The 19,077-nt window shown below is 63.4% G+C and carries 19 protein-coding genes; 7 read left to right on the top strand and 12 right to left on the bottom strand.

Features of this window, described 5'->3' with window-relative positions; translation table 11 throughout:
* Nucleotides 1-15 precede the first annotated feature (15 nt).
* From ACQKPS_RS21530 to ACQKPS_RS21515, 4 genes are all read left to right on the top strand, one after another.
* Nucleotides 16-1,398 carry an LLM class flavin-dependent oxidoreductase gene (locus tag ACQKPS_RS21530; RefSeq protein ID WP_427605584.1) on the top strand — a complete coding sequence of 461 codons (1,383 nt, stop codon included), beginning with the start codon at nt 16-18 and terminating at the stop codon, nt 1,396-1,398.
* 114 nt (nt 1,399-1,512) lie between these two features.
* Entirely contained in the window at nt 1,513-2,886 is a 1,374-nt protein-coding gene (locus ACQKPS_RS21525) for an oligosaccharide flippase family protein (protein WP_254484871.1), read from the top strand.
* A 24-nt stretch (nt 2,887-2,910) separates the two neighbouring features.
* Nucleotides 2,911-3,627, top strand: coding sequence for a glycosyltransferase family 25 protein (locus ACQKPS_RS21520; protein WP_427605583.1), 717 nt, complete (start codon nt 2,911-2,913; stop codon nt 3,625-3,627).
* A gap of 103 nt (nt 3,628-3,730) precedes the next feature.
* Nucleotides 3,731-4,669 (top strand): AraC family transcriptional regulator, encoded by a 939-nt coding sequence (locus ACQKPS_RS21515; RefSeq protein ID WP_427605582.1) that lies wholly within the window; start codon nt 3,731-3,733, stop codon nt 4,667-4,669.
* A 28-nt stretch (nt 4,670-4,697) separates the two neighbouring features.
* Here the strand turns inward: ACQKPS_RS21515 and ACQKPS_RS21510 are convergent, their stop codons facing one another.
* The 3 genes from ACQKPS_RS21510 to ACQKPS_RS21500 all read right to left on the bottom strand — a co-directional run bounded on the left by ACQKPS_RS21510 (nt 4,698) and on the right by ACQKPS_RS21500 (nt 8,707).
* Entirely contained in the window at nt 4,698-6,611 is a 1,914-nt protein-coding gene (locus ACQKPS_RS21510) for a tyrosine-protein phosphatase (RefSeq protein ID WP_427605581.1), read from the bottom strand.
* A gap of 123 nt (nt 6,612-6,734) precedes the next feature.
* A complete protein-coding gene (locus ACQKPS_RS21505; RefSeq protein ID WP_254484880.1) occupies nt 6,735-7,307 on the bottom strand; it encodes a cysteine hydrolase family protein in 573 nt (190 codons plus the stop codon).
* A 479-nt stretch (nt 7,308-7,786) separates the two neighbouring features.
* Nucleotides 7,787-8,707, bottom strand: coding sequence for a LysR substrate-binding domain-containing protein (locus ACQKPS_RS21500; protein WP_427605580.1), 921 nt, complete (start codon nt 8,705-8,707; stop codon nt 7,787-7,789).
* 98 nt (nt 8,708-8,805) lie between these two features.
* On the opposite strand from ACQKPS_RS21500, the gene ACQKPS_RS21495 reads away from it, so the two are divergent.
* The gene (locus ACQKPS_RS21495) at nt 8,806-9,564 is read left to right on the top strand and encodes a sulfite exporter TauE/SafE family protein (RefSeq protein ID WP_427605579.1); all 759 of its coding nucleotides are present in this window, start codon (nt 8,806-8,808) and stop codon (nt 9,562-9,564) included.
* Between the two features lies 1 nt (nt 9,565).
* Here ACQKPS_RS21495 and ACQKPS_RS21490 read toward each other — a convergent pair whose 3' ends face one another.
* The 5 genes from ACQKPS_RS21490 to ACQKPS_RS21470 form a co-directional block, all read right to left on the bottom strand.
* Nucleotides 9,566-10,984 carry a diguanylate cyclase gene (locus tag ACQKPS_RS21490; protein WP_427605578.1) on the bottom strand — a complete coding sequence of 473 codons (1,419 nt, stop codon included), beginning with the start codon at nt 10,982-10,984 and terminating at the stop codon, nt 9,566-9,568.
* A 138-nt stretch (nt 10,985-11,122) separates the two neighbouring features.
* Nucleotides 11,123-12,952 (bottom strand): SLC13 family permease, encoded by a 1,830-nt coding sequence (locus tag ACQKPS_RS21485; protein ID WP_254484890.1) that lies wholly within the window; start codon nt 12,950-12,952, stop codon nt 11,123-11,125.
* A 153-nt stretch (nt 12,953-13,105) separates the two neighbouring features.
* A complete protein-coding gene (locus ACQKPS_RS21480) occupies nt 13,106-13,498 on the bottom strand; it encodes a glycine zipper domain-containing protein (RefSeq protein ID WP_176508579.1) in 393 nt (130 codons plus the stop codon).
* Nucleotides 13,499-13,572: 74 nt separating this feature from the next.
* Nucleotides 13,573-13,755, bottom strand: coding sequence for a hypothetical protein (locus ACQKPS_RS21475; RefSeq protein ID WP_427605577.1), 183 nt, complete (start codon nt 13,753-13,755; stop codon nt 13,573-13,575).
* Nucleotides 13,756-13,866: 111 nt separating this feature from the next.
* Nucleotides 13,867-14,160 carry an RcnB family protein gene (locus ACQKPS_RS21470; RefSeq protein ID WP_152957096.1) on the bottom strand — a complete coding sequence of 98 codons (294 nt, stop codon included), beginning with the start codon at nt 14,158-14,160 and terminating at the stop codon, nt 13,867-13,869.
* Between the two features lie 104 nt (nt 14,161-14,264).
* Between ACQKPS_RS21470 and ACQKPS_RS21465 the strand changes: the two genes are divergently transcribed.
* Nucleotides 14,265-14,615 (top strand): hypothetical protein, encoded by a 351-nt coding sequence (locus ACQKPS_RS21465; protein WP_152957095.1) that lies wholly within the window; start codon nt 14,265-14,267, stop codon nt 14,613-14,615.
* A 120-nt stretch (nt 14,616-14,735) separates the two neighbouring features.
* On the opposite strand, the gene ACQKPS_RS21460 is transcribed toward ACQKPS_RS21465, so the two are convergent.
* The 4 genes from ACQKPS_RS21460 to ACQKPS_RS21445 form a co-directional block, all read right to left on the bottom strand.
* Nucleotides 14,736-15,503, bottom strand: coding sequence for an SDR family oxidoreductase (locus ACQKPS_RS21460; RefSeq protein WP_427605576.1), 768 nt, complete (start codon nt 15,501-15,503; stop codon nt 14,736-14,738).
* Between the two features lie 23 nt (nt 15,504-15,526).
* The gene (locus ACQKPS_RS21455; protein ID WP_254484904.1) at nt 15,527-16,594 is read right to left on the bottom strand and encodes a phosphotransferase family protein; all 1,068 of its coding nucleotides are present in this window, start codon (nt 16,592-16,594) and stop codon (nt 15,527-15,529) included.
* Nucleotides 16,595-16,779: 185 nt separating this feature from the next.
* Nucleotides 16,780-17,097 (bottom strand): SCP2 sterol-binding domain-containing protein, encoded by a 318-nt coding sequence (locus tag ACQKPS_RS21450; protein WP_254484906.1) that lies wholly within the window; start codon nt 17,095-17,097, stop codon nt 16,780-16,782.
* 54 nt (nt 17,098-17,151) lie between these two features.
* Nucleotides 17,152-17,862, bottom strand: a complete 711-nt coding sequence (locus ACQKPS_RS21445; protein ID WP_254484909.1) for a histidine phosphatase family protein — start codon at nt 17,860-17,862, stop codon at nt 17,152-17,154.
* A gap of 195 nt (nt 17,863-18,057) precedes the next feature.
* On the opposite strand from ACQKPS_RS21445, the gene sohB reads away from it, so the two are divergent.
* On the top strand, nt 18,058-19,077 hold the full coding sequence (gene sohB / locus ACQKPS_RS21440; RefSeq protein ID WP_254484911.1) for a protease SohB: 1,020 nt from the start codon (nt 18,058-18,060) through the stop codon (nt 19,075-19,077).

Here is a 19,077-nt window from a genome sequence, read left to right as displayed (position 1 = left end):
ATTACAGGAACCCTCATGTCCGATCCGAAACCCCTTTTGTTCGCGCTCTATGAGCAGGCCAGTGTTGGCTGTGGTGGCGCACCGAGCCTGTGGACGCATCCGGCTGATGAGCGCCTGGCCGCCAATACGTTCCAGTTCTGGGCAAAACAGGCGCGCATCGCCGATCAGGCCAACCTCGACATGCTGTTCTTCGCCGATGTGCTGGGCTTCTACGATGTGTTCGGCGGCAACGCTGAAGCCGCCGTGAAGTGGGCAGTGGAGGCGCCTGCCAACGACCCGCTGATGATCATTCCAGCCCTGGCTGCGATCACCCGCAACCTGGCGTTCGGCGCTACCGTATCGACCACCTACGAACACCCGTTCAGCCACGCCCGACGCTTCAGTACGCTCGACCACATGAGCGATGGCCGGATCGGCTGGAACATCGTCACCTCTTATCTTTCCAGCGCAGCGCGCAACTTTGGCCTGGAGCAGATGATCAAGCATGACGACCGCTATGAACGGGCCGAAGAGTTCATGGATGTGGTCTACAAGCTTTGGGAAGGCAGCTGGGCGGACGACGCCGTGGTGGCGGACAAAGCGCGGCAGGTGTATGCCCGGCGTGACGGGGTGAAACCGATCAACCACAGGGGCGAACGTTATCGTGTGGCCGGGCCCCACCTTGCTGCCCCTTCGCCACAACGAACACCGCTGCTGATACAGGCTGGCTGGTCCGGCAGGGGACGTGAATTCGCGGCCAAGCATGCCGAACTGATCTTCATCGCCAAGTCGAACCCTCACGAAATCCGCCAGGGCCTGGAGGAAATCTGGCGCATGGCCGAAGCACGTGGGCGTGCGCGGGCTGATGTGCAATCGCTGACCGTGCTGCGGATCGTCACGGCAAAAACCGAGATCGAGGCGCAGCGTAAGTACGAGGCGTTGCAGAGCCACTATCACCTGGAGGCTCAACTGGTCAGTTATGCCGGCGATACCGGTATCGACCTGAGCCGCTATGCCGACAGCGATGCCTTGGCGACCCATACCGAAGGCCTCACTTCCTACATGATGCGCCCCGATGGCAGCGGCAAGCCGTTGACGGCAGGTGATGTCCGCCAGCGCTTCGCCAACGTCACCCGGGGCACGGACCTGATCCTGGTGGGTACGCCGGCTCAGGTGGCCGATCGCATTGAAGAGCATGCGCGCATTTCCGGGACCAGTGGCTACATGCTCAACCCGCTGACCAGCCCAGGTACGCTGGAGGATTTCGTCGAATGGGTGGTGCCCGAGCTGCAGAAGCGAGGGCTTTACCGTACCCAGCCGCAAAGCGGGACGTTGCGTTCCCGGTTGAGAGGCGACGGAGCCAGCCGTTTGCCAGCGAGCGCGTATGGCGCGTCGTTCCGCCAGGTAAACGGTGACTGAGGCTTCACTCTGCGCGGGGTTCGGGCGCGAATGAACGAGGAGGTATTCCTACGCGCAAGCAGCATGGCAGATTGAGACTATAGTAACGTCTTAAAAGCCGGGTCAGTGGGTGCCATGTCTACGATCGATCTGTCGTCCTCGCAAAGTCTTCGCAAACGCGTGTTGTTGGCTGGGGCGCTGAACATCGGCTCCATCGTGGCCTCCCAGGTCATTCGCCTGGGCGGCAACCTGATCATCACCCGTTTGCTGTTGCCAGAGATGTTCGGCCTCATGGCCATTGCCACCACGGTATCGGTGTTGCTGCTGTTGCTGTCCGATGTCGGCCTGCGGCAGAACATCATCCAGAGCCCCCGCGGCGACGAGCCACTGTTCCTCAACACGATCTGGTCGTTGCAGATCATTCGCGGCCTTGGGCTGTTCGTGGTGATGCAACTGGTGGCGTTGGCCTCCTGGGTGTCCCAGCACTTCGCAATGTGGCCGGCGCATTCCACCTACGCCGCCCCGGAATTGCCTGCGGTCCTGGCCGTTACTGGCTTTTTCGCGATCATCTTTGCCTTCCAGTCGACCAAGATCGACGTGGCCATCCGCACCTTCCAGCAGAAAAAGGTGGTGCTGGTCGAACTGGTGTCGCAAATCGCCGGCCTGGTGGTGATGCTGGTGATCGGCTACCTCACCCGTTCCATCTGGGCGCTGGTGGCGGCCGGTCTGGTCTCCACCTTGGTCACAACGGTGCTCAGCCACCTGATCTTTCCGGGGCATAAAGACCGCCCGCAGTGGGACCCGGCAGCGCTGCGCGAAATCGTCAACTACGGCCGCTGGGTGTTCCTGTCGTCCGCGGTCGGCGTGCTGGCCATGCAGGGGGACCGGATCTGGTTCGGCGGCAGCATGACGGTGGCCCAGCTGGGGGTGTATTCGATTGCGGTGGGCATTCTGGCGGCTTTCCAGCTCAGCCTGCAGCGGCTGGCCGGGGCGGTGGCCTTGCCGGCCTTCAGCGAGGCGGCCAGGACCGGTGACATGGACCGCTTGCGCCACCTGTATTTCCGTTTCCGGCTGATCTTCGATGTGCTGACCCTGTTCACCTGCGGCTTCCTGTTCACCGCCAGCCCGCTGATCATCCACTGGCTTTATGACGCCCGGTATCAGGAGGCCGGGCAGATGATGGCGATCCTGTCGTTGTCGCTGTTCACCTTGCGCTATGGCCTGACGCATCAGATATGGATGGCCCTCGGGCTGACCAAGTACATGGCCATGGACAACATCATTCGGGTGGTAGCGCTATTCACCCTGATGCCGTTGCTGCTGGCCATCGGCGGGGTGACCTATGCGCTGTGGGGCGTGGCCCTGCATACCTTCTTCACGCTGTTCCTGATCTTCAAGGTCAGCCACCAGTTGGGCATGCTGAGTATCAAGCGGGAGCTGGTGGTGCTGCCTGTCATGGTGTTTGGCGCCCTGTGTGGCCAGTTGATCAGCCATCTGTTCGCCTTCTGATCGGCTGCGCCAAGGACCTGAGCGATGAACGTGATCGACTTTTTTGATCGGACCCGAATCATCAACATCCCGTCCAGAACGGACCGCCGCGATGAAACCGAGGCCGAATTCGCCCGCCACGGCTTCCACATCGATGACGAAAAGATCGGCTTTTTCCCTGCTGTGACGCCCACCGACCAACAGGGCTTCCCCAGCATCGGCGCCCGCGGCTGCTTCATGAGCCATCTGCAGGTACTGGAAGAAGCCGTGCGCCTGAATGTCGGCAACATCCTCATCATGGAAGACGACATCCAGTTTTCCCGGCGCATAGGCCCGTTTGGCAAAAAGGCCATCGAGTCCCTGCAACGCATGGACTGGGACATCGCCTACCTCGGCCATTCCTGCGAGGGCAATTGCGATGACCCCGGCTGGGCACCGGTTGATCGTCCCATTCACCTGTCGCACTTTTATGCGGTGAACGGCAAGAGCGTGGGCAAGCTGCGTGACTTTCTTGCGCAGATTCTACAGCGCCCGCCCGGGCACCCGGACGGTGGGCCGATGCACTATGACGCGGCCCTCAATACACTGATCCACACCGACAAGAACATCCAGGCCTACTACTTCACCTGGAACCTGGGCTACCAGAGGCCTTCGCGTACCGACCTGCATGCCCTGTCGGTCTTCGACCGGATGGCGCTGCTGCGGCCGGTGATGGCCCTGTACCGACGCTTGAAGGCAGAGAAACTCAGGCGAACCCGCTAGCCGGCGTCACCTGCCTGTCATGCGAAGCTGATAGTGTGCGGGTCCCTCTTCGTGGCACAAGGTGTGCGACACGGTGTATCCCGGCACGACCCGCAAGCCGTTCATGCTCCGCTCAAGCGACATGCGCAGCGACGAATTCGCCGCCTTGTTCACCCAGCTTTACGGCAACCTGTATGCCGACATGCCGCCGCTGGGCGACGGCATTGCCATCGGTGGCGTCTATGGCCGCTTCGACGGCATGAGCGTGCGGCGCATGCACTACCAGGGCGATTTCACCCTCGTCCTGCCGACGCCCCAGGACGAAATCACCTTCGTGCTGCCCACTGCGGGCAAGATCATCTTCGACCACCGCGGCGAGTCGATCGGCGGTGCTCAGGTCGGCCTGGCGGTGGACAAGCTCGACATCCGCTCGGTGCGCATCACCGACGGGCATGCCCAGTGCGGCATGTCGATCCGCCGTGGGGCGTTCGCCGAACGGCTGTCGACCCTGCTCGAACAACCCTTGCCTGCGCCGATTCGCTTTGCGCCACAGGTTGACCTGAGCAACTGCGCACTGCCTGGCATCCGGGCCTTGCTCGAACTGGCAACCGGAACCGAGTTCGATCAACTGATCAGCACTGGCCTGCTGATGCCTGTGCGCTTGCAGGAGATGCTGGTCGACGCGCTGCTGGAAACCTGGCCACACAACTACAGCGAGGCGTTGCGCAGCCCGGTGCCGGCCATTGCGCCGCGGCATGTGAAACTGGCCATGGCCTACCTGCGCGAACACCCGGCCAGGCAGGTCAGTGGCAGCGAGCTGGCGGGGTTGGCCAATGTCAGCCTGCGTGCGTTGCAGGAGGGCTTCCGGCGGTTTGCCGGCACGTCGATCGTCGGCTATCAGCGGCAGGTGCGGCTGGAGCAGGCGCGTGCGATGCTGGCGCGCGGGGAGGGCGGGTCGGTGGCGGAGGTTGCCTTGCGCCATGGTTTCAGCAATGCCGGGCGGTTTGCCCAGTACTTCAAGCATGCCTTCGGGATCAACCCCGCCGATATCCGGCACCGATAGTCGGGGCCGCTCGGCGGCCCCCTGATCTTCAGAACGCGTAGCTGGCCTTGAGGCTGCCACTGACCCCATGGCTGTCACCCCCACCCATGGCTGCCACCTCGGCCCCGACACTCAGCGCCCCAAGGTTGGCCATCAGGTTGACGCCGCCGGTGAACTGGTCGCGATTATCGAAGGCCGACCGCTGTTCGATATCAAGCCCCAGCAAATGGCCTTGGCTGTCGATCTGGTGGTCGCCCAGCACATGCTCGTAGCCCACCTCGACGCCTGGCACCAGCTGCCAACTGCCCAGGGCGACTGGCGCGAAGGAGGCCTTGAGGTTGGCCACGGCGGCGCGTCGGGTTTCTTTCAGGTCGTCGACCTGCAGGGCCAGTTCGCTGCCTTTCTCGGTGAAACCGTCCACGTCAACGCGGCTGACCCGCAGCCCCAGGCTCGGCTCCAGCACCAGGGCGGCGGCGGGCAGGCGATAGCCCAGTGCCAGGCTGCCGCCAGCCAGCGTGCCATGGCTGTCGCCCTTGGCCGTGCCCAGGCCGCCACCCAGTTCACGCTTGCTGGAATAGTCGAGCCAGCCGGCGCTGGCATCGGCGTCGATGAACAGGCCATGTTCCAGGCCATTGGGCGCAAAGCGCGCCCCCAGGCTGAGGAAGGTCAGGTCGGTGTCCGCCTCACCACCGGCTCCGCCGACATTGCCATTGCTGTAGCCGAAACCGGCATGGGCGCTGAGCTGCTCGGAGAAGCGCTGGGTCAGCCCGACCATCAGCCCCTGGCTGTGCTCGTTGCTGCTGGCCGCGCGAGAAGAACCATCGGTGCCCAGATAGCCGGCCAGCGCGGTGCTCCACAGGCGCGACTGGCCGACCTTGAGGGCGCTGCCATCGGTAAACGGCGCGGCCGCACGGTCGATCATCGCCCCCTGGCGCAGCAGGGAGCTGGCGGCGTCGGCATGCACCTGGCCCCCCACGGTCGACTCGGCGCCCCCCAGCGTGCCGGCGTCGATGGCCGACTGCAGGTAGTAGTTGTAGGCGCTGTAGGTACCCGACAACGAGGTGTCCTGCAGCTGTCCCAGCAGCTGTGCACCGGCAGCGGCGTTGCCCAGCAGGCCGGCTTCGCCTGGCAGCGTGCCGTAGCGCACCATCTTGCCGCGCAGCACATAGAGGGTTTCTTGCGACAGCCCAAGGCCTGCCTTGAGGTAATTGTCCATGGTCCCGTACTCGGCGGTGACCTCATCCAGCCCAGCCTGCAGATAACTGGCTTCGACGCCGAGCAGCGGCGCGTAGATCGCGGCCATGCTCGCCGGCATGGCGGCCAGCGTCGCCGCCACGCGTGTAGTGGTGTAGTCGTTGGTGGCCAGGTAGTTGTTCATGATGGTCGCCTCGTCGACCCCGGCAATGCTCAGCAGCACGGCCGCGGTCCAGCCGGTGCGGTCCTTGCCAGCGGTGCAGTGGAACAGCGCGGCACCGTCGGCGTTGGCCAGTTCGTTGAACAGCACGCTGAACTGACCGCGCATGCCGGCATCGCTGACGAAGGCGCGGTTGGTGTCCTGCATCATCGCCCGCGCCTGGGCTGCGCTGGTGAACGAGATGTTGGTGATGTTCGAGCCCGAGGTGGTGCTGCCGATAATGTCGATGTTGGTGTAGCTGGCGCCTGCTGGCAGGGTGTCGGGCGTGCTGGCGATTTCGCTGGGGGTGCGCAGGTCGTAGACATTGCTGATGCCCAGGCCGTTGAGGATTGCGAGGTCGGCCGCCGTAGGGGTCAGGGCATTGGAGCGGTAGAACACCCCGCTACGCATCACGCCATCATGGCGGGTGGTATAGGCGCTGGTGGTGCCGGCGATATCGCGGAAATTGTCGATGCCGGCCAGGCGCGGCGTGTCGAGTGAGTCGGCGGCATGGGCAGCGGAAACGGCCAGGGTGAGCAGGGATACGGAGCAGAACAGACGTTGCAACACGGAAGTAGCCTCGATCAGGTGCGTTGGGCTGGCTACTGTCGGCGGGCAATATGAAACTGAATGTTGCAAGATGCCGCGTAGCATAAATGGCTGCGCGTTCTGTCTGCTGTGTGCGCTTTTTGGCTATGCCACCCCCAAGATGCCGGTGCATACCGCGTGGCTGTCCAGGATCCGGGCGTAATCCAGTGCCAGGTTGCTCAACGACAGTGCATGCACATCCTCGGCAGGCCAGAGCCGGCCCTGCCAGTCCTGCTGGTCGAAGGTGAAACAGGCGTCTGCCACGACCACGACATCGAACCCGAGATTGCCTGCCGAGCGCGCCGTGGACTCCACCGAGTTGTTGGTGATCACGCCGGCAATCACCAGTTCGCCGATGCCGCGAACGTGCAGCCAGCGTTCCAGGCCCGAGTTGGCGAAGGCGTCCGGCACATGTTTGTCGAACACCGTTTCGCTGGCCAGCGGTGTAAAGGCCGGCTGGAATTCACAGCCCGCCTGGCCTGGCCAGAATACCGAGTCGGGTGAGCGGGAGACATGCCGCACATGCACGATGGGTCGCCCGCCCAGACGCCAGGCGGCGAGCAGTTCGCCCATGCGCAATTCGGCCTCGGGGTTGTTGCGCCGGCCGAGGCGAGGGTGGTGGATACCGACCTGCAGGTCGATCAGCAACAATGCGGCATTGGCGGCGATGGCAGTCATGCGAAGCTCCTAGTCTGCGAGCTTCTGACCCTAGCACAGGCGAAGGCCCGAGGGGCGTGCGGGTCATCTGATCCGCTTTTTTTCCGCGAACCTGAATCTGTAACCGTATCAGCCTGCGGCGCACAATGCTGTTCGTCCCTGCTATCACATTGAAGAGGTTCCGATGGGCAAGCTCGCGCTGTTTCTGGGTGGCTTTCTGCTGTTGACCGTTCTGATCGGCCTGCTGGGCACCATTCCGCCAAGCTGATTCTTCTCACCCTTCCGGCCCGTCTGCCTCGTTGGACGGGCCAGACCACTGCCAGATCCTGGCAGTCCGCCTCGGCTGTATCGCTGGGCGTTGTCTCGGCGATCCGTGTGCGATAAGTCCTTAATTGTCCGGGGAAATCTGTCCACAAAAAACGTGGGTAGGTCTGTGGATAAAGTTCTGCAAGCCAGGTAATGTGCGGGCTCTGTTAAATTGAGCAGAAATTGAACAGCCTCTACCTGGCACGTTCAGAGGCGGCTGAGCCAGCCTGGCGCAAGGCCAGTAGCAGCTCGCGCACGCGGGCAGGCAACTCGCCAGCGGGGTAAACCGCGTGCATCTGTGGGTCCTGGCCGGTGCTCGAGGTCAGCCGGTAATCCGCGCATACCCGCACCAGGCGCCCCGCCTTCACCTGTACTTCTGCCACCCAGTCTGCCAGGCGGGCGATGCCGGCCCCGGCCAAGGTGCTGTGGTACACCGCGTCGCCAGAGCCCAGGCGCAAGCGCGGGTGCGGGCGCAGGCTGGTGATCTGGCCGTCACGGCAGAAATGCCAGGCTTTGAGGATGCGCGGCGCGGTGTGCAGGATCAGGGCATGCTTTTCCAGCTGCTCGGGCCGTTCCGGCATGCCGGCGCGGGCGACGTAGGCCGGGCTGGCATACAAATGGCGGTGATAGCGCCACAGTGGGTACCCAATCAGTTCGCTCGACTGCGCAAAGGCGCCGCGGACCACGAAATCGAACTTGCCGTGCAAGGGGTCGAAAGCCGCATCGCCGTATTGCACGTCGAGGGTGACTTGCGGGTGGCGCTGGCTGAAACTGGCCAGCACACCAGGCAATACGTGCTCGCCGAGCAGTTGCGGCGCGGCAAAACGCACCCAGCCTTGCGCAGTACCGGTGAGTGCGGCCAGTTCGTCGGCCGCGTCGCGTTGCACATCCAGCAAGCGTTCGGCATGGGGCAGCAGGCGTTCACCGGCTTCGGTGAGCGTAACCGCGTTGGCGTTCCGGTTGAGCAGCTTGCACCCGCTGTTGTCTTCCAGGGTTTGCACCGCGCGGGTTACCGCGCTGGGAGAACGGCCCAGCGCACGTGCGGCGGCGACGAAGCTGCGCTTGTGCGCGACACTGACGAACGCCTGGATTTCGCGCAGCATGTTCAATGCCATCGGAGGCTCCTGATTGCAGTTTTCGCAATGCGGCATTTCAACACAAGCGCGCTGCATTGATTAGCCTTGCGGTCTGTTTTCACTGCCAGGACCGCACCATGATGGATATCGCCGTACTTTCCCTGTTCGCTTTCGCTGCCGGCCTGATCGATGCCGCCGTCGGTGGCGGTGGGCTGATTCAGATCCCGGCGCTGTTCAACGTGCTGCCCACGGCGCAGCCGGCGGCGTTGCTGGGCAGCAACAAGCTGGCTTCGGTGTGCGGTACGGCCTTTGCGGCTCGCTCGTTCATTCGCAAGGTGACCCTGGACTGGGGGTTGATCGTGCCGGCGGCACTCAGTGCCTTTGTGATGTCGTTTGCCGGAGCGGCCACGGTTTCGCGGGTACCGCCGAGCGTGATGCGCCCGGCGGTGCTGGTGCTGATCGTGCTGATGGCGATCTACACCTTCTACAAGAAGGACTTTGGCACCTTGCACAAGCCGGCCAGGATCGGCCGCCGGGAGCAGTGCCTGGCGGTGCTGATCGGCGGTGCGATCGGCTTCTATGACGGCTTGTTCGGCCCAGGCACCGGCAGCTTCCTGATCTTCCTGTTCATCCGCTTCTTTGCCCTCGACTTCCTGCATGCCTCGGCATCGGCAAAAGTCGTCAACATCGCCACCAACCTGGCAGCGCTGGTGTTCTTCGTGCCGTCGGGCAATGTGCTGTACGCCATCGCCCTGCCGATGGCTGTGTGCAATATCCTCGGTGCCCTGACCGGGACCTGGCTGGCGGTGCGCAAGGGCGCAGGCTTTGTGCGCGGGTTGTTCCTGATTCTGCTGTGCGTACTGATCGCCAAGCTGTCCTGGGACCTGCTGAGCTGACTCAGATGACCTGGCGCTGCGCCTCGGCCTGCTCGACGCGATTGCGGCCATGCGCCTTGGCTCGGTACAGCGCCTGATCGGCGCGCGCCAGCAGGTCGTCCAGGCTGGGCGCGCTTTCGTCCTCGGCGCAGCCAGCCAGGCCGATACTGACGGTGATCTGCAGGCGCGGATCACCCTGGGCCGCATGCAGGTCCTGCACGGCGCGGCGCAGACGTTCGGCGGTGAACGTGGCCTGTTCCGGTGGCAGCCCCGGGAGCACCACCACGAACTCTTCACCGCCCAGGCGAGCCAGTAGCGCTTCGTCGTGCAGCTGCTCTTGCAGGGTACTGGCGAACTGGCGCAGGACCTGGTCGCCGACTGCATGACCATGGCAATCGTTGATCGATTTGAAATGGTCGATGTCGAGCATCATCAAGGTCAGCGGCAGCCCATGCTGCTGGCGGCTGTCGAGCAGGGCATTGGCGCGCCGGGTAAAGGCACTGCGGCTGAGCAGGCCGGTGAGGTGGTCGATGGTGGCCTGGTGCGCCAGGCGCGCCAGCAGGCTGCGATTGGCCTGGCTGACGCAGGCGACGACCAGTGGGCCGAGGACCAGCATGGCGATCCCCAGGCGCGCCGACATCAGCGTGGTGACCCCGGGCTCGCTCTGCGGCACGCTGAAGTGCATGAGGTTCTGCGCCACCGCCACGATCAGCGTGCTGCCAGCGATGAGCGCCAGCAGCGAAACCAGGAAAGGCGAGTACGTCCAGGCACACCACAGCAGCGCGGCAATCGGAAAGGCAATGGCGCCGGGGCCGCCGAAGGCGATGCTCAAGGCCAGTGAGGCCAGCAGCACCAACAAGGGCGCCAGGCGGATCAGCTGGGCACCGCTGCGCATCAGTACACGGGTCGACGGGGCGGTGAGCAGCACCGGCAGCACCAGCACGCTGGTCGAGAACTGTTCGCTGAACCAGGCCAGCCAGGTGGCCTGCAGCGACTTTTCAAACCACGGTGTAGCCATCATGCAGGCCATGCTGGCCGCCACCACGGCACCCGCTGCGCAGGCACCGAACACACTGAGCACGCCATGCGGGGTGCGCATCCGCCTATGCAGGCGGGGCAAGCGCGACAGCAGCCACCACACCGTCACCACCACGCCGAGGTTGCACAAGTTGAACCACAGGGCGGGGGCCCAGGCACTGCCACATGCCAGGTCGGCGGCGACCATCGCCAGCCACACCAGGCAAAGGCCCACCAGGCTGGCCTGGCGCGGGTAACGCAAGAGCACCCCGGCCAGCACCGCATTGACCGGCCAGAACAGCGATAACGATTCGATCGGCCGGGCCAGGATCCCGCCGAGGGTAAGGGCGAAGGTCAGGGCGAACAGGGCAAGGTAGGGCAACAAGCGCGATTGTGCTGGAAAAACCATAGGCTCGACCGACAAGCGGAAACGAAATCCAGGACAACGGCTATAAGCACCTGGGGCATTGGCGTGTCAGTGTGTTGGCACCGGGTGCTTGATGTCAATCTGCCGTGTTCGTGCAAGTTGGTGGCAAATAGCCTTCAATCCTTGCCATATTGCCTAAAGACCGAAGAACCAGGGCACCATCAGCACGGTGACCAGCATCACCAGTACGGTGAAAGGCACACCGATCTTGACGAAGTCGGCAAAGCGGTACTGACCCGGGCCGAGCACCAGGGTGTTGACGGGAGAAGACACCGGCGTCATGAACGCCGCCGATGCGGCCAGGGCTACGGTCATCGCGAACGGGTAGGGCGACAGGCCCAGCTGCGTGGCTGTGCTGATCGCCACCGGGGCCATCAGCACGGCGGTGGCGGTGTTGGAGATGAACAGGCCGATAATGGCCGTGACCATGAACAGGCAGGCCAGCATGGCCAGCGGCCCGGCACCGCCCAGCAGGCTGACCAGGCCGCCCACGGCCAGGTCTATGCCGCCGGTTTTCTGCAGTGCCTGGGCGAACGGCAGCATGCCGACGATCAATACCAGGCTCTGCCAGTGAATGGCCCGGTAGGCGCTGTTCATGTCGATGCAGCGCCCGGCACCCATCAACAGGCAGCCGATCAGCGCGGCGATGACATTGGGTACTGCGCCGCTGACCATCAACCCGACCATCACCGCCAGGCTGACCAGGGCATGCGGTGCACGGGCGCGGGCCGGCGCCACCTGATCGATTTCGGCCGGCAGGCTCAACACCAGAAAGTCCTTTGGCTGGCTCTGCAGCTGACGCACGGCCTTCCATGGGCCGACCACCAGCAGCGTATCGCCAAGGCGCAGCTTCTCTTCCACCAGTTGTTCTTCAATGGCCGCCTGCTCGCGACGCAGGCCAACCACGTTGAGGTCATAGCGGGTGCGGAAGGCCAGGTCCAGAATGCTCTTGCCGATCAGCTGCGAGCCCGGCGGCAGCGACACCTCCGCCATGCCCAGGTCCTGGGACTGGTCGATGAAATAGGCCGCCTTGAAATGCAGCGGTTCCAGTTGCATGGTCTGGCACAGGGTACGCAGGTCGTCGCGTTTGGCGAACAGGTCGAGCAGCAGCACATCGCCTTGCTGCAGGACGGTGCCTGAGTCGGCGGCGATCACCCGGGTGGTGAACTTGTGCTGGCGTTCGATGCCGATGACGTTGGCGCCATGCCGGGTGCGCAGTTCCAGCTCGCCCAGGGTATGGCCGATCAGTGGCGATCTGGGTCGGATGCGCAGGCGCCGTTCGCGGCCGTTGAGCTTGTAGTCGAGCACCAGGTCCAGCAGCGTGCGGCGGCTTTCCACGCGGCCGTCCTTGCGCATTTCGCCGTTGAGCCAGTTGCGGGTCAGCAGCATGTAGCCAATGCCCAGCGCCAGCACCACCAGGCCGAACGGGGTGAAGCTGAAAAAGCTGAAGCCGGGCGCGCCATGGCGTACCAGTTCACTGTGCACCACCACGTTGGGGGGCGTGGCCACCAGGCTGAGCATGCCACTGATCAGGCCGGCGAAGCTCAGCGGCATCATCAACCGGCTGGGCGACAGCTTCAGGCGTGCGGCAATGCTGAGCACCACCGGGATGAAGATCGCCACCACGCCGGTCGAACTCATCACTGAGCCCAGCCCGGCCACCGAGACCATCAGCAAGACCAGCAGCCGTGCCTCACTATTGCCGGCCTTTTCGCTCATCCATTCACCGATGCGGTAGGCGATGCCGGTGCGTACCAGCCCTTCGCCGATCACGAACAGGGCGGCGATCAGCACCACGTTGGGGTCGCTGAATCCGGCCAGGGCCTGCTCCACCGTGAGGATGCCCGACAGTGGCAGGGCGAGGATCACCAGCAGGGCGACCACGTCCATGCGCGGTCGGTTGATGACGAAGAGGATGACGACGACAGCCAGCAGGCCGACTACCCAGAGCAATTCCTGGTTCATGGGGCGAGGGTGTTCCTTCACTCAAAGGGTCACGAAAGACAGTAGCAGTCAGTGTGGCAGCTTGCGGTGAAGGTGGCGTTGATGTGCTGCAGGGTTTGCAGCCATGGGGAAACGAAAAGGGCCGCACGATGCGGCCCTTTTGCTGGTCGTCACTCAGTGGTGACGGTGATGGCGGTGCTTGCTGCTGCCACCGTTGTCGCCCATGTGGTTGCCCAAGGCACCACCGGCCGCGCCGCCCAGACCTGCACCGATGGTAGAGCCGGTCCTGCCGCCTACTGCGCCGCCCAGCAGCGAGCCGCCGGCCGAGCCCAGGCCACCGCCAATGGCGGCTTCGGTACGGTTGCCTTTCTTCGCCGCTACTGCACTACCGGCGGCACCGCCGAGACCGGCGCCGATGGCTGCGCCAGTGCGGCCGCCCATTTGCTGGCCGACAACGTTGCCCAGGACACCACCCAGGCCACCGCCGATGGCGGCAGTACCGTCACCGGCGAAAGCGCCCTGGCACAGCAGCAGGCCAAGGGCGAGGGAAGGTAGAGTCAGACGCATGATTGGAACCTCAGAGGAATCATCAGGTTAAGGTGCCGCACGGTTGGGCGGCGGGTCAGGGTAGGGAAGACGCTTCAACGATCGTAACGGTCACCGCGCCATTGGCGGTCGTCGTCATCGTCGCGATCATGGCGGTGGTGGTGACGGTGGCCGCGATCGTCATCGCGCCAGCCGCCGTCATCACGGTAGTGGTGGTGATAGCAGCCCGACAACAGCAGGAAGGCGGCGATCAACGTAATGCTTGTAAAGCGGGTCATCTCGATAGGTCCTTGATCCGCATAGGTTTACGGGACACTTACTGAGACTGGGATCGATCCATTTGGTTTCCTTGACCCGCAAGATTTTGCTGCCCGAGCGATGAATGGCGTTCAGGACGCAGGGTGGATGGCAAGCACTACGCCATTAGTGGTCTGAACCAGCACATAGTGATCCCCCATGCGCACCCAGTGGCTTTCCTTTTCTGGTGCGGGCAGGCCCTTGGCTTTCCAGTCGCTCAGGGCCGCGTCGTCGCGTTTGTACTGGTCCGGCGCCTTGTCGCCGACCTTGAGTTCGCGGTTGTGGGTTTCCGGTGCCTTGACGCTTTCTTCGGCCGAAGGGGCGGCCAGGGTCATCATCGGCAGGCTGGCCAGCAGCAGTGCAGGCAGAAGGTGGTTGGCTTTCATGGCAATCTCCTTGAGGGGGTATGTACCAGATGCGACAGCGGCCCGCTTGGGACAATTCATTTGCGGTGCTAGAGTCGCTTTCTTTTTTGCCCCGAGGATGGAACATGCGAGCAATTCTGCCGATGGCTGCGGCGCTGGTGTTGGTCGGTTGCGCGAGCGCGACCATGGATGCGGCGCGGGGCGGCAAGCCGACAGCCCAGCTCGACTCGCGCAAGGCGCCGGAACTGGTGGCGCAGTGCATCCAGTTCAGCTGGCAGAAAGAGGATGTGTTCGGCGACGATGCCAGCGGCTACCTGGAGCCGCGCAAGCAGGGTGGATTGACGGTTTATACCCGCGAGGCGGAGTCGTTCGTGGATGTGTACCCGCAGGCGGGTGGGACGCGGGTGGATTACTACGCGCAGAAGAATGACGGGGTGGCCCTGCAGCGCCGGGCGGCGGCGGCCACCTGTTTGTAAAGGCGATGCAGTACCGGCCTCTTCGCGGGTGAACCCCCTCCCACAGGTACTGCACGGCCCTTGAGGTCGGTGCAATCCTTGTGGGAGCGGGTTCACCCGCGAATGGTCATCAGCGCCTGATCAGGACAGGAAACCACCGTCGACATTCAGCGCGGTACCGGTGGTATAGCTGGAAGCATCGCTGGCCAGGTACAGCACGGCACCGGCCATTTCCTTGGGGTCGGCCACGCGCTTGAGCGGGATTTGCTGCAGTGCGGCATTGAGGATGGCGTCGTTCTTCACCAGGGCCGAGGCAAACTTGGTGTCGGTCAGGCCCGGCAGCAGGGCGTTGCAGCGAATGCCGAACTGCGCGCACTCCTTGGCAAACACTTTGGTCATGTTGATCACCGCGGCCTTGGTCACCGAATAGATGCCCTGGAACAGGCCTGGCGAAACGCCGTTGATCGAGGCGACGTTGATGATGCTGCCACCACCGTTTTCACGCATCAGCTTGCCAGCTTCCACCGACATGAAGAAGTAGCCGCGGATATTCACGTCGACGGTCTTCTGGAAGGCGCTCGGGTCGGTGTCGAGCACGTTGCAGAATTGTGGGTTGGTGGCTGCATTGTTGACCAGGATATCCAGGCGCCCGAACTGTTCACGGATGCCGGCGAAGACCTGCTGGATCTGCTCCAGCTCACCAATATGGCAGGCCACCGGCGTGGCCTTGCCACCCGCTGCGATGATCGCATCTGCCACCTGCTGGCAACCCTCCAGCTTGCGGCTGGAGACGATCACGTGGGCGCCTTGCTGGGCCAGCAGATGGGCGATGGCCTCGCCGATGCCACGGCTGGCACCGGAGACGAGAGCAATCTTGCCGTCGAGGTCGAACAGTTGGGTCTTGGACATGCTGTTTTCCTTGTTGTCTGGCATCAGAGCGTTGACTTGCCGATGACCTGCAGGCTCATCTGCTCCAGCAGCCGGTTCATGTGAATGAACTGGGCGAAGCGTTTGTCCTGGGTCTGGCCGTGGTAATAGCGGTAGTAGATCTGCTGGACGATGCCGGCCAGGCGGAACAGGCCGTAGCAATAGTAGTAATCGAAGTTGTCCAGGTGGATGCCGGCGCGCTCGGCGTAGTAGTCGACGAACTGGCGGCGCGTGAGCATGCCCGGGGCATTGCTTGGCTGGCGGCGCATCAGTTGCACCGGCGCCGGGTCGCTGGCTTCGATCCAGTAGGCCAGACTGTTGCCCAGGTCCATCAAGGGATCACCGAGGGTGGCCATCTCCCAGTCCAGCACCCCGATGATGCGCATGGGGTTGTCGGCATCGAGGATGACGTTGTCGAAGCGGTAGTCGTTGTGCACGATGCCTGGGCGCGGGTGGTCGGCGGGCATCTTCTCGTGCAGCCAGGCGATGACGTTCTCCCAGCGTGGCGCATCGGGTGTCAGGGCTTTTTCGTAGCGGCTGGTCCAGCCCTCGATCTGGCGCTGCACGTATCCTTCCGGCTTGCCCAGGTCGGCCAGGCCACAGGCGTGGTAATCCACCTGGTGCAACTCGACCAGGCGGTCGATGAAACTTTTGCACAGGGCTTCGGTGCGGCTGGCGTCCAGGCCCAGCTCGGCGGGGATGTCCGAGCGCAGGATCACGCCCTTGACCCGTTCCATAACGTAGAACTCACCTCCGATCAGCGACTCGTCGGTGCAGTGGGCGTAGGCCTTGGGGCAATACGGGAAACCGCTGTTGAGCTGGTTGAGGATGCGGAACTCGCGGCCCATGTCATGGGCCGACTTGGCCTTGTGACCGAAAGGCGGCCGGCGCAGCACGAACTCGCGGCCCGGGTAGCTGACCAGGTAGGTGAGGTTGGACGCGCCACCCGGGAACTGGCTGATGCTCGGCAGGCCTTCGAGGCCGGCGATGTGGCCCTTAAGGTAAGGATCGATGACGGCCGCGTCGAGTTCTTCGCCGGGGCGTACCTGGGTGGACTGGTCGGTGAGCGTCATGCGATTTCCTTATTATCTGGTGCAAGGACTATTGGCTAATCTAATGGCCAGGCGGCTGTGGAACAAGCGTGCCAGGCGCCATATAGGCGAGGGTGTTGCCGGTCGATCACTGCACCGAATGCCGGGCAAAAAAAAACCGAAGCCGGCCAGGCTTCGGTTTTCTGATTGCGCGTTGTGCCCCGCACTCAGGAAGGGAACAGCTCGCTGAGCTTCATCGACAGCATCATGTCGCCTTCGACGCGCAGCTTGCCGCCCATGAAGGCCTGCATGCCGTCGGTTTCACCGCTGACGATGCCTTTCAGGGTTTCGCTGTCCAGCACCAGGGTGCAGTTGGCATCCGGGTTTTCACCTTCCTGGATGTCGCAGGTGCCATCTTTGACGATCAGCGCGTATTGCTTGTCTTCGTCGGTGATGTTGAAGCCGAACACCAGGTCCAGACCTTCAGCAGCCGCTGGGTTGAATTTTGCTTTCATCGCTTCGACGGCTTTAGCTACATCGCTCATGGTGTTTTCCTTGTTAAGTGATATTCGCGTCCGCAAGGACACAACAGGCCGGGCTCAACGGTAGGTGATGAGCTCCGGGGCCCTCAACAGCTGCACATGGGCTTGGCTGTTGAAGGAAGCCAGTGCCACGTCGCGGCCGCGGAATTTCAGCTGGCTGAGCGACGTGTTGATGATCTGCCAGTTCAGCGCAAAGGCCTGGCTGGGCGTGATCCGGGTAACCAGGTGGAGCAGGGCGGCGATGGTGCCGCCGGACGTGAACACGGCGATGTTTTCGCCACTGCCGGCAGTGCCCAGCACGCGCTGCAGGCCGGCTTCGACCCGTGCAGTGAAGGCCTGCCAGGTCTCCAGGCCGTCGTCGGCATGCTCGCCCGCATGCCAGCGCTGAACCATGAGTGCGAACAGGCGCTGAAACTCGCTGCGGTTCTGCGCACCGTTGCGCAGGACCTCGCGGGCATGCGGCTCCTCAGCCAACAGGCCAGGCAGCAGGGCACGAATCACACCATCGGCGTCGAACTCGTTGAACGCCGGGTCGGTCTCAATGGCCGGTACCGGGCAACCGCTGGCGTTCATCGCCTGCAGCGCGTGCCGGGCAGTGTCCTGCTGGCGGCGCAGGTCACCCGCCACGCAGCGGTCCAGGCGCAGGCCGAGCTGGGCGAGGTGTTCGCCCAGGGCCTGACTCTGGCGCACACCGACGGGGGAGAGGACATCGTAGTCGTCTGCACCGAAGGAAGCCTGGCCATGTCGGATCAGGTAGAGATTGCCCACTGCGGTATCCGGCGTTGAAGGTTGCTGCGAGGTTAGGATGCGCCAGAGAGGCTGTCAACGAAAAAACATACAAGCGTTTGAAAAGGTTGTTTGAACTGTGTTGCCAGCGTTTACCTCGGCTGGCGAGGGCACGGTCGCAACGGTATGCTTGCAGCAGTTTCGCGCCGATCGGGCGCAGGTTCATAAGGAGTCAACGTGGAGTTTCTTGCCGAATACGCAAGCTTTCTCGCCAAAACCGCCACCCTGGTGATTGCCATCCTGGTGGTGCTGTCCGCCATCGCCGGTTTGCGCGGCAAGGGGCGGCGCAAGGCCGGTGGGCAGTTGCAGGTCACCCGCCTCAACGAATTCTATAAAGCGTTGCGCGAGCGCCTGGAAAGCGGTTTGCTCGACAAAGCCCAGCTCAAGGCCCTGCGCAAGCAACAGGCCAAGGCGGAAAAACAGCAGAAGAAGGGCAAGGCTGAGGAACAGGGCCGGGTGTTCGTGCTCGACTTCGACGGCGACATCAAGGCCTCTGCCACCGAAAGCCTGCGCAACGAGATCACCGCACTGCTGACCCTCGCCACCCCTCGGGATGAAGTGGTGCTGCGCCTGGAAAGCGGCGGCGGCCTGGTGCACAGCTATGGCCTGGCGGCCTCGCAACTGGCGCGCATCCGCCAGGCCGGCATCCCGCTCACCGTGTGCATCGACAAGGTCGCGGCCAGCGGCGGTTACATGATGGCGTGCATCGGCGACAAGATCATCAGCGCGCCCTTCGCCGTGCTGGGCTCGATCGGTGTGGTGGCGCAGTTGCCCAACGTCAACCGCCTGTTGAAGAAGCACGATATCGATTTCGAAGTGCTGACCGCCGGCGAGTACAAGCGTACCCTGACCGTGTTTGGCGAGAACACCGAGAAGGGCCGGGAAAAGTTCCAGGAAGACCTGGACATCACCCACCAGCTGTTCAAGGACTTCGTGGCCCGCTACCGCCCGCAGTTGCACATCGATGAGGTCGCCACCGGTGAAGTCTGGCTCGGCATTGCCGCATTGAATCGCAAGCTGGTCGATGCACTGCAGACCAGCGACGAATACCTCAGTGAGCGCGCCCGCACGGCGAGCCTGTTCCACCTGCACTATGCCGAGCGCAAAAGCCTGCAGGAGCGAATCGGCATGGCTGCCAGCGGCACGGTTGAGAACACCGTGGTAGGTTTGTGGAGTAAACTCGGGCGCTTGCGCTAA

The organism is Pseudomonas sp. NPDC086566 (assembly GCF_050280885.1).
GTDB classification, from domain to species: Bacteria; Pseudomonadota; Gammaproteobacteria; order Pseudomonadales; family Pseudomonadaceae; genus Aquipseudomonas; species Aquipseudomonas vlassakiae.
This window is presented reverse-complemented; position numbering and strand designations above follow the sequence as displayed.

What these genes read in the sequence shown, in the direction of transcription:
- ACQKPS_RS21530 (WP_427605584.1), top strand. Translation starts at nt 16, where the DNA reads ATGTCCGATCCGAAACCCCTTTTGTTCGCGCTCTATGAGCAGGCCAGT.
- ACQKPS_RS21525 (WP_254484871.1), top strand. Translation starts at nt 1,513, where the DNA reads ATGTCTACGATCGATCTGTCGTCCTCGCAAAGTCTTCGCAAACGCGTG.
- ACQKPS_RS21520 (WP_427605583.1), top strand. Translation starts at nt 2,911, where the DNA reads ATGAACGTGATCGACTTTTTTGATCGGACCCGAATCATCAACATCCCG.
- ACQKPS_RS21515 (WP_427605582.1), top strand. Translation starts at nt 3,731, where the DNA reads ATGCTCCGCTCAAGCGACATGCGCAGCGACGAATTCGCCGCCTTGTTC.
- ACQKPS_RS21505 (WP_254484880.1), bottom strand. Translation starts at nt 7,307, where the DNA reads ATGACTGCCATCGCCGCCAATGCCGCATTGTTGCTGATCGACCTGCAG.
- ACQKPS_RS21500 (WP_427605580.1), bottom strand. Translation starts at nt 8,707, where the DNA reads ATGGCATTGAACATGCTGCGCGAAATCCAGGCGTTCGTCAGTGTCGCG.
- ACQKPS_RS21495 (WP_427605579.1), top strand. Translation starts at nt 8,806, where the DNA reads ATGATGGATATCGCCGTACTTTCCCTGTTCGCTTTCGCTGCCGGCCTG.
- ACQKPS_RS21485 (WP_254484890.1), bottom strand. Translation starts at nt 12,952, where the DNA reads ATGAACCAGGAATTGCTCTGGGTAGTCGGCCTGCTGGCTGTCGTCGTC.
- ACQKPS_RS21480 (WP_176508579.1), bottom strand. Translation starts at nt 13,498, where the DNA reads ATGCGTCTGACTCTACCTTCCCTCGCCCTTGGCCTGCTGCTGTGCCAG.
- ACQKPS_RS21475 (WP_427605577.1), bottom strand. Translation starts at nt 13,755, where the DNA reads ATGACCCGCTTTACAAGCATTACGTTGATCGCCGCCTTCCTGCTGTTG.
- ACQKPS_RS21470 (WP_152957096.1), bottom strand. Translation starts at nt 14,160, where the DNA reads ATGAAAGCCAACCACCTTCTGCCTGCACTGCTGCTGGCCAGCCTGCCG.
- ACQKPS_RS21465 (WP_152957095.1), top strand. Translation starts at nt 14,265, where the DNA reads ATGCGAGCAATTCTGCCGATGGCTGCGGCGCTGGTGTTGGTCGGTTGC.
- ACQKPS_RS21460 (WP_427605576.1), bottom strand. Translation starts at nt 15,503, where the DNA reads ATGTCCAAGACCCAACTGTTCGACCTCGACGGCAAGATTGCTCTCGTC.
- ACQKPS_RS21455 (WP_254484904.1), bottom strand. Translation starts at nt 16,594, where the DNA reads ATGACGCTCACCGACCAGTCCACCCAGGTACGCCCCGGCGAAGAACTC.
- ACQKPS_RS21450 (WP_254484906.1), bottom strand. Translation starts at nt 17,097, where the DNA reads ATGAGCGATGTAGCTAAAGCCGTCGAAGCGATGAAAGCAAAATTCAAC.